Consider the following 15,022-nt stretch of genomic DNA (forward strand, 5'->3'; position numbering starts at 1 on the left):
ATAAGTAAACAGCATAACAAAATTTCTTTTTTCTTTAAAATGAATGAATATTTATATACTGTAATTATAATATATCTATAAATCATGAATTTTATATATAATATTAATTACTTTTGAAAGAGATATACTATTTATGATTGGTACACCTAACATAATAATATAAATTAAAATAGTGTATTTATAATCTAGTTAAGTTTATGAAACAAAAAAAATTATGCAGTTTTAATACGCTAAAATTTAATATATATTATAAAATTATTATATTCCTAATATTAAAATAAACTCAAAAATATTTAATAAAAAAATTGACAATTACAGATTTATTTACTATACTATAAATACATATGTTACAGTACACGCAATAATAAAAGAGATTAAAAATGAATAAAAAACCTAATATTATATTAATAACAGCAGACCAAATGAGGGCTGATTCTATAGGATATATTAATGAAGAAGTAAAAACTCCAGTATTAAATGAATTAGCAGAAAATGGAAGTGTATTCACTAATTCTTTTTGTTCGAGTCCTGTATGTACGCCATCAAGAGCATCAATATTTACTGGAAGATATCCTATGAATACAGGTGCTTGGAATATAGGTACAGAATTAAACGAAGATGAAATAACACTAGCAGATCATTTAAAGGAAGAAGGTTATTTCAATATAGCTTCAGGAAAAATGCATTTCAGACCGCAGCTCAAAAACCTTAACTGGGAATTCGAATATGTTCCTAAAAGAGACAGAGTAAGAGAAAAAGACAAAACATATTTCGGATTTGATATTACACATATAACAGAGGATGATAAACAAGGCGAATATTTAGATTTTGCAAATAGTCATGGATGCAATTTGGAAACTGGTAAAGGACATGATGGTATTAACCCTATAAAAGAAGAATTACATCAAACTTATTGGACAGCTCAAAAAGCAATAGATGAAATGGATAATTTTGATTTTGATAAACCGTTATTTATGTGGGTTAGTTTTGTAGACCCTCATCACCCATTTGACCCTATAAAAAAGTATTATGATATTTATAAAGATATTAAACCTAAAGAACTTAACAGCAAATCAAAATTAGATACTAAAAGACCAGAATATCTAACTAAACAAGGAGATAGGGGATATTGGCCGGGGGGAGGTGAAGAACATAACTATTCAGAAAAAGAAATTGAAGAGATAAAAAAACTATATTATGGTATGATTAGTTTTATAGATGCACAAATAGGACGTATTATAGATAAATTAAAAGAAAAAAATGAATGGGATAATACAATAATAATATTTACAAGTGATCATGGAGAATATTTAGGAGATTACGGATTATTAAGAAAAGGACCATTCATGTATGACTGCCTCATAAAAACTCCTTTGCTATTTTATGGAAAAGATATTATAAAAAATAAAAGTGATGAGATAATAGAAAATATAGATATAGTACCAACTGTATTAGAATTAATAGGAAAAGAAGTACCGTATGGTATACAAGGTCATAGCATAAAAGATATACTTACAGGAAAAGATAAAGAAAAAACATACAAAAAAGGTGCTATTGTTACTTATGATGCTCATGACAGAGGAATATTTATAAAAACCTACAGAACTAAAAAATACAAACTTTCTATATTTTTGAATGAAGAATACGGTGAATTATATGATTTAGAAAAAGACAGCAATGAAACTAATAATTTATTTTTTAGTAGTGAATATAATGATATAAAAAATAAATTACTTCTTGAAATGTGCCATAAAATGATAGAATGCAGTGATCCATTAAATGAGAGATATGCTAGTTGGTAATTTTCATTTAAAATATATATTATAAAAAAGGAGATAATAAAATGAAAAAAACATTAAAACTTATTATTACGCTATTAATTGCAGTTACAAGTTTGTTCATATTAGCCTCATGTGCTAATAAAGGCGGAGCATCTTCTGGAGATGCCAAAACATTAAAAGTAGCTGTAATGCCGTTTTTAAACTCTGTACCTATTGAGTATATGATAAATAACAAATTGGATCAAAAATATGGTTTTACAATAGAAACTGTATATTTCCCATCAGGCGGTCCTATGAATGAAGCATTAGGTGCTGGTTTATGGGAAGTTGGTACTTTGAGTGCTGCTTCTGTTTATTCTTTAGCTAATTATAATGCTCATGTTGTTGCTGATATAGGTCACTCTGAAGGCGGAATAGAAGTATTAGTTAATCCTGACTCTGACATTTTAACTGTAAAAGGTGTTAATAAAGACTTTCCAGAAGTTTATGGAGATGCTGCTACATTAAAAGGAAAAACTATAGCTGTACCTACTGGAACAATATCACATTTAAATGTTATACATTGGTTAAGAGCTATAAATGTTGATCCTAATACAGTTAATATAGTTCATATGGAATTCCCTCAGGCATATCAGGCATTAAAAGCAAAAAAAATAGATGCAGCAGCTTTAAATCCTCCTACTTCTTTCTCTGCTGAAGCTGACGGAATGAAAATAGTTTCAAGTTTAACTACATTAAATATACCTCAGTTTGACTCAATAATAGTTTCAGATGAAGCATATAATAATAAAAAAGATACTATAGTTTTATATATTAAAGCATTCTTAGAAGCATGCGATGCTTTGCAGGCAGATACTAATATGGCAGCAGAAGAATTATTAAATTGGTATACAAAAAACGGCTCAAGCTCTACTATAGAGGCATGTCAGTCTGAAGTATCTACTCGTCCTTTTGTTACTACAGAAGAAATTAAAAATATAAAAACAGGTGATTCTGTAAGAATAACAGCTGACTTCTTTGCAAGCCAATCACTTATTACAGAAGATAAATTGCCTATTGTTGATAAAAATGTAGATACTGAATTATTAAATAAAGCATTGAATTAATAATAATTATATAATTGTAAAGGACTTTATATTATGGAAGAGAATATAATAATTAATTCCTCACTTAAAGAAAAAGAAAAAATCGTCATAGCCAATAAAAAAAGAGAGAGAAATAAATTTTTTATTATATCTGTAATATCTGTTGTAATATTTCTTATAATATGGCAGTTAATAACAGATGTATTTAAATTATTTCCTTCATATTCTCTTCCAAGTCCTTATACAGTTTTTAAATCTTTTATTTATAAACTTACAAACAAAGCACCAGATAATGGTACATTATTCCAACATATATTAGCTTCTTTGCAAGTAGCATTAACTGGTTATTTTTTAGGTGCTGCCATAGGAATACCGCTTGGAATATGTATGGCTTGGTTTAAAAAATTCAATTTAGTAGCAACTCCATTATTCGACCTTATAAGACCAATACCTACTATAGCATGGATACCTATGATGATATTATGGTTCGGTATAGGATTAGGAGCAAAATCAGCAATAGTATTTATGTCAGCATTTGTACCTTGTGTTATTAACACATACAGCGGAATAAAAGCTACTACACAGGTACATTTATGGGTTGCTCAGACTTTTGGAGCTTCAAGAGGGCAAATGCTTAAAGAAGTTGCAATACCTACAGCTTTACCTTATATATTTACAGGACTTAGAGTATCATTGGGGGCTTCTTGGACTTCTTTATGTGCTGCTGAAATGCTTGCAGCAAGCAGAGGTTTGGGATTTATGATACAGTTAAATAGGCAATTAGCTAGGGCTGATTTAATAATAGTTGGTATGCTCACAATAGGTGCAGTAGGTGCTATTCTATCAGTGGGATTAGGATATTTAGAGAAAAAATTTGTTAAGAGATGATAAGGGGCATTTATGAAAGATAAAAAAAGAATTAAATTATCTGATTTTGAGAAACCTATTTGGGCAATCATATCCATAGCAGGATTTTTAATTGTATGGCAATTATTAACAACTTATACCCCTATAAAAATAACAACACCTAAACCGTTAGAAGTATTTAAATTTCTACTATGGAGTATAAATCATAATATAGGACAGCAAACCATATTAGGGCATGTACTAATAAGTATATTCAGAGTATTAGCAGGATTTGCAATAGGTGCTGTAACAGGAATTATACTTGGTATATCTATGGGAGTAAATAAATATGTAAGAGCTGTAGTGAGACCATTTTTTGAAGTATTCAGACAAATACCTCCTATAGCTTGGATACCTATGGCTATACTTTGGTTCGGAATAGGGGAGGTTCCAAAAATATTTATAATATTTATTGGTACTTTTGTTAATGTTACTTTAAACGCTTATGCAGGAAGTTCTCAGGTTAATCCTACTCTAATAGGTGCAGCTAAAATGCTTGGCTCAAATGATAGAGATATATTTTTGCATGTTATACTTCCAGCTTCAGTACCTCAAATATTTAATGGTATGCAGGTAGGATTTTCAGTAAGCTGGATGGGTGTATTAGCTGCTGAAATGGTGAGTTCATTTGCTGGTGTAGGCTGGGTTATAATAAGAGGGTCTGATACAGCAAATATTCCTCAGGTTTTGGCTGGTATGATAACTATAGGTATAGTTGGTTTATTATTATCTTCTTTAATGAGATATATAGAGAAAAGATTAACTATTTGGAATTCTACAGGAATATAAAATTAATTTAGGTTGTGTTATGGAAAATAAAACTATTATAAAAATGAATCATGTAAATAAAGTATTTTTCAGCGAACATGGATATAAAGAGGTTATAAAAGATATTAATCTTGAAGTTAAAGAAAATGAATTTGTAGTATTATTCGGACCAGGTCAATGTGGAAAAACTACATTAATAAATTTAATAGCAGGATTAGAAACATCTGAAGACTCTGACATAGTAGTTAATGGCAAAAAGGTAACAGCACCGCACCCTGAAAGAGGAGTTGTATATCAGACTACAGCTTTATTTCCATTTTTAACTGTTATGGAAAATGTAGAGTTCGGTCCTAGAGCAAGAGGCATACCAAAAAAAGAAAGAAGAGAAAAAGCCAAATATTATATAGATTTAGTAGGTCTTAACGGATTTGAAAATAGTTACCCTAATCAGTTATCAGGAGGTATGAGGCAGAGAGTGGGTATAGCTAGAGCTTACTGCAATGAACCTGTTGTAATGCTTCTTGATGAGCCTTTCGGACATTTGGATGCCCAAACAAGGTATATGATGGAAGAAGAAATTGAAAAAATTTGGCAGAAAGAAAAAAGAACTGTTGTATTTGTTACTAATAATATTGAAGAGGCTGTATATTTAGGTGATAGAATAATACTTCTTACAAATTGTCCTACAGTTGTAAAAAAAGAATATATTATAGATTTGCCTAGACCTAGAAAATTAACAGACCCTAATTTCTTAAAAATTAGAAATGAAATAAATGACAATATGGATATAACTTTATAACATTAAAAAGGATATACTTATGACAAATGATACTAGAGAAGTTAAAGTAAAAGTTTCAAGACTTACAAAAAAATTCGGCGATTTATTGGTTTTAAATGATATATCATTTGATGTTATGAAAGGTGAGTTTTTATGCATAGTAGGTCCTACAGGATGCGGTAAAACTACATTCTTAAACAGCCTTACTAAACTATATAAACCAACTTATGGAGCTATACGAATAGATGGTGAACATGTAGATTTGAAAAAACATGATATAGCATATATATTTCAGGAATATTCTACTATGCCTTGGCTCAAAGTAGAAGAAAATATTAAATTCGGATTAAAAATAAAAAAACTGCCTCAGGATATAATAAATGAAAGGGCTGATAAGGTTATAAAAATGGTAGGGCTTGAAAAGTTTAGAAATTTTTATCCAAGCGAACTATCTGCTAGTATGCTTCAAAGAGTTGTTATAGCTAGGGCATTTGCTGTAGAACCAGAACTTCTTTTAATGGATGAGCCTTATGGACAATTAGATGTATCTTTAAGGTTTAAATTAGAAGATGAGCTTTTAAATATATGGAAAACTTTAGGAACTACAATAATATTCATTACTCATAATATTGAGGAAGCAGTTTATTTGGGAGAAAGAGTTTTGGTATTGACTAATAAGCCTACATCCATAAAAAAAGAAATACATATAGATTTGCAGCATCCAAGAAATATTGCTGACCCTAAATTTGTTGAATACAGAGAAGAGATAACTGAACTTATAAAGTGGTGGTAAAATATTTATTAATACATAACTAAAAATAAATAATTAATATAATTACTATAATAAATTTTCTCTGAATATCACCTGTGTTTCTATATATGTATATCTTTTATCTGGTATAGTTTTTGTGAGTAAATATTCAAATAAAACTTTTATTGCTCTGTAACCTTGTTCTTTAGGGTTTTGTGTTATTGAAGCTATAATACCTCTGTCCAAAAGTCCATCTTGTACAACCTCTGAAAAATCATAAGTAATAATTTTTATTTTATTATAAAGTCCTAATTCTTTAATAGCATTTATAACATATTTACTAGTTTCAGCCCCCGGACATATAACAACATCTGTATTACTATATTTTAATAAACAATCTTTACTTTTATTAAAATTAAGATTATTGTCTTTTTCCATTTCTATTACAGATTGAAGCCTAACATTTTGATAGTCTGTTTTGAGTCTGTACGACAAACTATCAACACGTTTTTTATTACCTAGCATTTTATTAAAATTGTTAGAAAATACAAGTAAATTAATAGGACTCCCATTAGATATAATATTTAAAAGAGAAGCTGCTATCTCTCCTGCCAAATCATAATTACATCCAACATATGCTATACAATCATTACTATTTACAAAAGAGTTTAAAAGCACTATAGGAAAATTATTATGATGAAGCTCTGATATTTTTTTTATAACTCTATTATCATTTATAGCAACTATTGCCATAGCATTAGCACCTTCTTTTACAGCATCATCTATAAGTTCTAACTGATTATCTGCATCAAAATCTTTACAGCGTTTTATAATAATAGACATTCCAAACTCTTCTATTTCTTTTCCTGCAATCTCTATGCCTTTTATAACATCTTCAAAAAACACATTATTATAAGTATTGAGTACAGCAGCTATTTTGAATTTCTTTTTTCTTATGGCAAGAGATTTAGCTATTTTATCTGGCTTGTAGTTTAATGATTTAGCAATATCAAGTATTTTTTGTTCAACTTCAGGATCAATACGTCCTCTATTATTTAAAGCCCTATCTACAGTTCCTATTGAAACTCCTGCAAGTTTGGCTATTTCTCTTATAGTGGCCATGTTAAAATCCTGTTTTATTTAGTTTTATAAACATAATATAATGATTTTATTTTTTTATGTCAAATATTTTTATTATAATTTTTAATTATATACAAAAATATAATATTAAAAAAATAATAAAAAATTGAATACCACGCTTAATAAAAATCATAGCAAAATATAACTTGATAAAAGTAGGCTAGGGGAATATATTTATTTTTTAACATACCTAGTGATGTAGTAAAGAAAAAAAAGGCAGTATATATTCGTTATTATCTTACATTAAAATAAATGATAATATAGTGTTTAAAAATACTTTAGAAAATTCTAATTGTATAGCATAAAATTACATATTTAAAATATAAAACGCAGTTCTTTCTCACAACAAATTTATTATACAAATACAATCTAAAGATATTTACTTCATAGATACATAAAATAACTTGAGTTCAAGACTAAGCCATGATATAATATATAAAAAATTGCTTTTTGACAAACTGTGTTGTTTGAGTATATATTGGCTAATATTTCTTTATAATACATAAGATGATATGATTACATAATCTCAATTTGTATTTATCCAGCATAAAATTCAAACTATGATTTACCTTCTAATACTGCAGAAAAATTATTATAAATGATATATAGTAAAATTATTAATTAATATTTGTATTAAATAAATGATAAAAAAAGTTAAAATTTATATTCCGATAATGTATATTATGTTAACTTATGCATGTTATTTTTTTATAGACTTTATTATGATATTGATAATAAACCCAATAATAAAGAATATAGTTATCATCGATTTTCCATTTTTTAATCCTTAAAGTTATTATGTTTTTATAATAAATAAAAAAATTAAAAAGTATATAACAAGCAATTTTCGTTAACAATTGAACTTTTTTATATATTATAGTATAATCTGTCATTAATAAAGAAAAATAAAATTACGGATATGCACTAATGAAAAAAATAACACTTTTTTTAATATTAAGTTTAATAATTATATCATGTAAAAATGACGGCGGATCTATATACGCTATGGAGAAAAGATATAAAAATTTCTTGAATATACTTCCAACTGATATAAGGAGCGACTATACATTAGAATCTGATAAATACGGTAATATGTACAAAGAATGGATTAATGAGTTTAATGCATGGACTGAAAATACATTAAATACAGAAGTACAAAGAGAACAAGAAATATCATCAAGAATAACACCAGACAAGATAGAATACGCACTCGAAACTTTAACGAGCAAAGACTATGAGAGAAATCTTCCTGTAGAACTTATGTCTAAAGTAAAGGCACATACAGATGAATTATCATCAAAAATAGAAGCATTAGAAAAAGATGAGGCTTTTTCTAATGCTATGATAAAACTAAAAAAGGATGAGGCTGTAGAAAACTTTACTACAAAAGATACTATATTTTACTATGTTTGGAACTATTTAATAACAATAGACAGACCAAGACGTTTTCAGTAATATTGCTTTTAATTATTTAAACCTAATTTCCAATCTAATAAGTTTAGGGAGTATTATATTGTACAAATTTTACTGGAATAATTATATGCTGTTATGAAAATAATAAAAAATATATTCTCTGATATCAGATGATAATAAATATTTATAGTAAAAAATCATATTAATATATAAATATTGAGTATTTATATGAATGGCATCAAAAATAATCTTGCTGTGCAGATAATATAAACTTAAAATATAGTACAAACAATTATAAATAAAATTAGTTTATCATTTCTTTAAGCATATCTTTTAAAAATATTATCCTAAATATCAATATGACTTTTATATGAATTCAATTTATCTGTATTTAATATTGAACTAGCATTTATTTTACCACCGATATTTGGTAATAAATTTCTGTAGATATATAATAGTTTGCAACAAGACTTCATAAAATTTTATTATTAAAATATTTTACTATATCCCCTAGCCTAACTTCCTGCCATTCTTTTTGATTTTTTACCATTATTTAAAACCTCTAATTACATTATAAAAATATTCAGGAATTTCCTAAAAAGCTGCTGCCTATTCTAACCATATTTGAACCATGTTTTATAGCTAGTTCATAGTCAGATGACATACCCATTGAAAGAATTGATAAAGTATTATTATATTTTTTATTTATTTCCTTATATATTAGGTTAAGATGCTCGAATTCTTCCTCTATAACATAACTATCTTCTGTATCTTTTCCTATAGCCATTAATCCTTTTACTGATATATTAGGCATTTTCATAATATTCTCATATACACCTATATAGTCATCTGCTGTAAATCCGCCCTTCTGAACTTCATCACTTATATTAAACTGAAGAAGTATATCCTGTACCTTATTATTTTTTAATGCCTCTTTATTTATACATTCGGCTATCTCTATAGAATCTACACTCTGTATCAAATCTGCGTATTTTACTATATATTTTACTTTATTGCTTTGTATGCGTCCTATAAAGTGCCATTTTACATTATCTTTTATTTTACCTATCTCCCCTACCCTATCTCTCAAACTCTGTGCCTTACTCTCTCCCAATGGCAAGTCTATATTTAATGACAAAAACTCTTTTATTGTTTCAATAGAAGAATATTTACTTACCGCTACTAAACTTACATCATAATTTATATTATACTTCTCTTTTATTCTGTTAATATTATCTTCTATCAAATTATATCTTTTTAAAATTTCATCTCTGTTCATAATAAAACGCCTGCAAATAAAACCTTGCTTTATTATAAATCTTTTTATTTTTTTTTCAATAAAGTACAATTTTATAAGAACACTATATAACAATACATATATTAAATTATTTTGATAATTTAATATATAATGTTTTAAATTTTGTAGCTGGGCTTTGTCCCTAACGAAGTACACATTTTGGTGTAGGCAAACCAAGTTTTTTTACAACTTGTGAATTGCCGCACCATACACAGTATGCATGTATCTAAGAACTCATTTTGTATATTGAATATATAATTTAGCATCACATAAAATTGATTGTCAAGCACTTTTGAAACAGCTCTAATAAATAAAATAGTAAAGCAAAATTATAAAAATACGATTTATAGTATATTGATATTTTATTGATTTCATGTTAAGTTAACATAATATATTTAATTAATTTAATTTTGAAATTATGGAGAAAAAATAAATGAGAGTTCAAGACAGAAGAAACAGAGAGATGAATTTAAACAGTATACTTATGACTTCTCAAGATGCTTCAATGGCTTCATCTATGAAAGTAGCTGTATCATCATCTCCATTTGCAACGATGCTTGAAGAAGAAAAAGAAATAAAAAAATACTCTTATGAATTAGACGAATTAAAAAGACAAATATACGATGCCGGGAACCTACTAGAAAAAAGTGCTAATATAAAAGACTTTCAAAAATTTAGAGACTTAATAAGATCATTAACTGACAAATTAGTAAAAGATGCATATAGGATAAGAATAGTATCATCATATATGAGAAGAGGACGCGAATATCAGGTTGTTTCAAAAATCAATGAAGAACTTGATTCATTATATAAATTAATTATGACAGAACAGAAAAACCACATAGCTATAGCAAATAAGGTAATGCGTCTTAAGGGCTTGGTATTAGATTTAATGTCATGAGTAATATACTAGCATTCGATACAGTATCCGCTAGCTTTTCTATAGCTATTAAAAAAGAAGACGGTTCTATAATAGAATACAATAAAGAAAATGTAAAAAATCATAATGAAGAGCTGCTCCCAGTACTTCGCAATTTTTTAACTGATAACAATTTAACATTGGATAATATATCATATATAGCATTAGGCATAGGTCCGGGTTCATTTACAGCCTTGAGAATAGCATTTGCCACAATAAAAACTATATGCTATGCAAAAAAAATACCTATAATAGGTATTTCAAGCCTAGATACTCTATATGAAAATATTGCAGAAAAAGAAGGTATAAAAGCGGCTATGATAGATGCTAGAAAAGGCAGTGTCTATGCCAATATATACAATGATAACGAAAAAATAACAGAAAATGCCGACCTAACCTATCAGCAATTCATAGACATAATTAACTCCATTGAAACTTCAAATAAAAACATCACTTTATGCGGAGACGGATTTTCAAAAAATTCTGACTTTTTTATAGAAAACTTAAAAAATTATAATATAAACAAATTAGATAATTCATACAATATAATAAAAGCGTTAAACACTATCAAATTATCAGCAAATAAAAAATTCGACGATGTATTTTCTCTTCTGCCCCTATATGTAAGAAAAAGCGAAGCCGAATACAAAAAAATGTAATTTTTTTTAAAAAATAAGTATAATTTTCACGATAATTTATATGCTATGTAAAAAATATATCTTGACTTCATAAAAAATATTGTTATTATATAAGAATGTTAATATATTATTTTTTAACATAATCGAAAAATCGTTGGAGTTTGAAAGTGAGAAAATTGCAATCCTTGAAGGTGAAAATACCTTTTTTCGTAATGCTGCTTGTTACTGTAATGACAATTATATTGGTTACTCTTCTTATTAGAATAGGTTCTCAAGGTATTAGAAGTTCTGCCATATTTGGTTTTGAATCTACCACAAAAGTGTATGCGAGAATGATAAATGTATGGTTAGAGCAGTCAATATACACATCTGAAGCAATAAGCAGAGGATATCCACAATTAATTACATTTCTTCAAGATAGAACCGCAGAAAATAGAGTTCTTCTTGAAACAAGTCTTAAAAATGTTGTCGAAAACAATAGTAATATACAAGGTATTGTAGTGTTAGATTCTACTGGTAATGTTGTAGCTGATAGTTTAGATGGAAAGGTAGTTAATTCTTCAAGTACAAGAAATTTTGGAGGAACACCATTATGGCAAAAAGTTATGTCTGGTCAGTCTGCAGTACTTTCTACAGTAGATCCTTCACCTGCTGACAACACAAAATATGTAGTAAAAATTTTCTCTCCTATAAAAAACTCTGCCGGAAGTGTAGTTGGTGCTATATCAACAATGATAGATTGGCTAGGATTTATAGATAAAGAATTAAATCTTGTAAAATTTGGAAATACTGGACACCCATTTATTGTAGACCCTGAAAGATGGATTATAGCTGACCCTGTCCCTTCACATGTAAGAAGCGAAGTTTTAAGAAATGCTGATTATATACAATATGCTGTTGCAAATGAATCTGGATATTACGAGTTTAAATCTCCTTTCAATGGAAAAGACTCTATAGCTACTTTTTATAAAGAACCTGTATCAGGCTGGACTGTTGTTATGAGTATAGAATCTGATGAACTATTCTCACATATAAATACTATGAAAAAATACGCAATTATAGGTACAATAGCAATACTTATTATAGCTTCTATAGTTATAGTATTCTACATAAGCAGAATAACTAACATATTACACCTTCTTGCTGTAGATTTAACAATACTTTCAAAAGGAGATCTTAGTTGGTCTACTCCTCCGGGATTTGAAAATAGAAAAGATGAGTTTGGTGAAATTGCTGTTGCTTTGATAAATATATTGGATCAATTAAATGAAAAAGTAAGAATAGTATATGACAGTGCTTATACTGTAAAAGCATCTGCCAATGAGGTAGCACAAGGAAATATAGATTTATCTAACAGAACAGAAAATCAGGCTTCAGGGCTTGAAGAAACTGCTTCATCTATGGAAGAGATTGCTTCTACAATAAAATCTTCTGCCGAGCATACTTTAGAAGGTAACAATATGATGATTAATTCTAAAAAGGCTATTGAAGAAGCTGGAAGAATTATTGAAGAAAGTACTCAAAATATTGAAGCTGTGTATGAATCCAGTTCAAAAATCAGTGCTATTACAAAAATAATTGAAGATATAGCATTCCAAACTAATATACTTGCCCTTAATGCTGCAGTTGAGGCTGCACGTGCAGGAGAACAAGGAAGAGGTTTTGCAGTTGTTGCTTCTGAAGTTAGAAACTTAGCTCAAACTACTCAAACTTCTGTTAAAGATATTACTAGCTTGGTTGCTGATTCTGAAGAGAAAATTGCTGCTGCTACAGAAACTGCTAGAGAATCAAAAGAAATATTCCAAAACTTAAGAGCTCAAATAGAAGAGACTGCTAAAATTATGCAGGATTTAAGTTCTACAGCTATGGAACAACAGGCAGGTGTTGACCAAGTTAATATAGCTATTACTCAAATGGATATGACTACTCAGCAAAATGCTGCTTTAGTAGAAGAATCTACAGCTGCTTCTGAGGCTTTATTCTCACAAGCTGAAGAATTGGTAACTGCTATGGAATTCTTTAAATTAAGAGGAAGCAATGTTAAAAAGAATATCACAAAAGTAGAAAGAAAGAAATCTTCCCCTACTACTGATTCTAAAGCTGTTCAGGAAAATAAGCCTGCTGCCGCACAAAAATCAAGTTCTGCTCCTAAAGCTCCAAAAAAACCAGAATTAAAAAGCCCTATCAAAAAACACCATGAAGAAAAAATAACACCTCAAGTTTCTTCAAGAACTGTAAAAGATAATGAATTTGGAAATACTTTTGATACTTCTAAAGATACTTCAGATGGGTTTGAATCATTTTAATCTTTAATACTTATAAAATTGAAAGCGAAAGATTAAAAATCTTTCGCTTTTTTATTTTTTTAATACAGCTCTGATTTTTGAAATCATTTTTAATATGCTAGCCTTAATATTATTATTAACTTTATCAAAATCTTTTACTGCGTTTTTATAATCTGATAATTTATATTTGGCAAATCCTCTATTAAAATATACATCATCTGATACATTATTACAGTCTATGTATTTATCATAATATTCTATTGCTTCTTCATACATCTTTAATTTTAATTTGACATAAGCTAATCTAAAATAAGCATTAAAATTTTGGGGTTCTAACTCTATAACCTTATAAAAATCATTTACAGCCTCATCATATAATTTTAAATTAACTTTTGAAACTCCCCTATTATAATAGGACTTTGAATAATTATTATCCAATTCTAATGCCTTATCAAAATATTCTAAAGCCTCTTTATATTTTCCTAAATCATGTTTTACTATACCTATATTATTATATGTATAAGCAGAATTATTATCCAACTCCAAAGCCTTATTAAAATATTCTATAGACTCATCATACATTTTTAGATTATATTTAGAAAGACCTATATTATAATAAGCCTTAAAATAATTTTTATCCAATTCAAGGACTTTATTAAAATCCTTTATTGCATCTTCATAAAGTCCCAAGTCATTCTTTACCAAACCTATGTTATTATATGTATGTACATTAGGAGATATCTCTATAGCTTTTATATAATTTTTTATAGCTTCTTCATAATTACCTAAATTATGATTAGCTAAACCTATATTATTATAAACCTGAATACAATTATTATCTAATTCCAAAGCCTTACTATAATACTTAATAGCCTCTTTATAATTACCTAAATTATGATTAACCAATCCTATATTGTTATAAGCATGAACATAGTTTGGGTCTATACTTATCACTTTTTCAAAATCTCTAATAGCTTCTTCGTACATTCTTAATCCGCTCTTTGATAATCCTCTATTATTGTAAAGTTCGGCAATATCCCCATAATAAAAAATTAGTTTGTCAAAATATTCTATAGAATTTTTATAATCGCCGCAATTAAAAGCATCATTTGCTAATTGTAGTAAATCATCGAGATTACTCATAACAAATAACTCCTAAATAAAATCACTAGATTTATTAAATACTAATAATTTTTTGTACTATATACAAAAAATTTACATATGTTCAAAATTGTATAGTAATTTATAATTTTTGCAACAA

General features: G+C 27.8%; 13 protein-coding genes. 10 read left to right on the plus strand and 3 right to left on the minus strand.

The features are described from left to right. Window positions 1–380 precede the first annotated feature (380 nt). The 6 genes from BMUR_RS00775 to BMUR_RS00800 are packed head-to-tail and all read left to right on the plus strand — an operon-like array spanning window position 381 to window position 6,111. Complete coding sequence (locus BMUR_RS00775; RefSeq protein ID WP_013112689.1) at window positions 381–1,802, plus strand: sulfatase family protein; 1,422 nt, start codon at window positions 381–383, stop codon at window positions 1,800–1,802. A gap of 41 nt (window positions 1,803–1,843) precedes the next feature. Then, the gene (locus BMUR_RS00780) at window positions 1,844–2,887 is read left to right on the plus strand and encodes an ABC transporter substrate-binding protein (RefSeq protein ID WP_013112690.1); all 1,044 of its coding nucleotides are present in this window, start codon (window positions 1,844–1,846) and stop codon (window positions 2,885–2,887) included. A gap of 33 nt (window positions 2,888–2,920) precedes the next feature. Then, entirely contained in the window at window positions 2,921–3,754 is an 834-nt protein-coding gene (locus BMUR_RS00785) for an ABC transporter permease (RefSeq protein WP_013112691.1), read from the plus strand. 12 nt (window positions 3,755–3,766) lie between these two features. Next, entirely contained in the window at window positions 3,767–4,561 is a 795-nt protein-coding gene (locus BMUR_RS00790; protein ID WP_013112692.1) for an ABC transporter permease, read from the plus strand. 19 nt (window positions 4,562–4,580) lie between these two features. Further along, window positions 4,581–5,339 (plus strand): ABC transporter ATP-binding protein, encoded by a 759-nt coding sequence (locus BMUR_RS00795; RefSeq protein ID WP_013112693.1) that lies wholly within the window; start codon window positions 4,581–4,583, stop codon window positions 5,337–5,339. 19 nt (window positions 5,340–5,358) lie between these two features. Next, entirely contained in the window at window positions 5,359–6,111 is a 753-nt protein-coding gene (locus BMUR_RS00800) for an ABC transporter ATP-binding protein (protein ID WP_013112694.1), read from the plus strand. Window positions 6,112–6,156: 45 nt separating this feature from the next. Here the strand turns inward: BMUR_RS00800 and BMUR_RS00805 are convergent, their stop codons facing one another. Next, a complete protein-coding gene (locus BMUR_RS00805; RefSeq protein WP_013112695.1) occupies window positions 6,157–7,191 on the minus strand; it encodes a LacI family DNA-binding transcriptional regulator in 1,035 nt (344 codons plus the stop codon). 945 nt (window positions 7,192–8,136) lie between these two features. On the opposite strand from BMUR_RS00805, the gene BMUR_RS00810 reads away from it, so the two are divergent. Continuing rightward, on the plus strand, window positions 8,137–8,664 hold the full coding sequence (locus BMUR_RS00810) for a hypothetical protein (protein ID WP_013112696.1): 528 nt from the start codon (window positions 8,137–8,139) through the stop codon (window positions 8,662–8,664). Between the two features lie 541 nt (window positions 8,665–9,205). Here BMUR_RS00810 and BMUR_RS00815 read toward each other — a convergent pair. Beyond that, window positions 9,206–9,901: a YggS family pyridoxal phosphate-dependent enzyme gene (locus BMUR_RS00815; RefSeq protein WP_013112697.1), complete on the minus strand. Its 696-nt coding sequence runs from the start codon at window positions 9,899–9,901 to the stop codon at window positions 9,206–9,208. A gap of 451 nt (window positions 9,902–10,352) precedes the next feature. Between BMUR_RS00815 and BMUR_RS00820 the strand changes: the two genes are divergently transcribed. From BMUR_RS00820 to BMUR_RS00830, 3 genes are all read left to right on the plus strand, one after another. Beyond that, complete coding sequence (locus tag BMUR_RS00820) at window positions 10,353–10,820, plus strand: YaaR family protein (protein ID WP_013112698.1); 468 nt, start codon at window positions 10,353–10,355, stop codon at window positions 10,818–10,820. Further along, on the plus strand, window positions 10,817–11,497 hold the full coding sequence (tsaB, locus tag BMUR_RS00825) for a tRNA (adenosine(37)-N6)-threonylcarbamoyltransferase complex dimerization subunit type 1 TsaB (protein WP_013112699.1): 681 nt from the start codon (window positions 10,817–10,819) through the stop codon (window positions 11,495–11,497). Before BMUR_RS00820 ends, tsaB begins: the two co-directional genes overlap by 4 nt. A gap of 146 nt (window positions 11,498–11,643) precedes the next feature. Beyond that, window positions 11,644–13,782 (plus strand): methyl-accepting chemotaxis protein, encoded by a 2,139-nt coding sequence (locus BMUR_RS00830; protein WP_013112700.1) that lies wholly within the window; start codon window positions 11,644–11,646, stop codon window positions 13,780–13,782. A gap of 51 nt (window positions 13,783–13,833) precedes the next feature. On the opposite strand, the gene BMUR_RS00835 is transcribed toward BMUR_RS00830, so the two are convergent. Then, window positions 13,834–14,904 carry a tetratricopeptide repeat protein gene (locus BMUR_RS00835; RefSeq protein WP_013112701.1) on the minus strand — a complete coding sequence of 357 codons (1,071 nt, stop codon included), beginning with the start codon at window positions 14,902–14,904 and terminating at the stop codon, window positions 13,834–13,836. Window positions 14,905–15,022: the final 118 nt, after the last annotated feature.

The sequence above is a fragment of the Brachyspira murdochii DSM 12563 genome, from assembly GCF_000092845.1.
Taxonomy (GTDB): Bacteria; Spirochaetota; Brachyspiria; order Brachyspirales; family Brachyspiraceae; genus Brachyspira; species Brachyspira murdochii.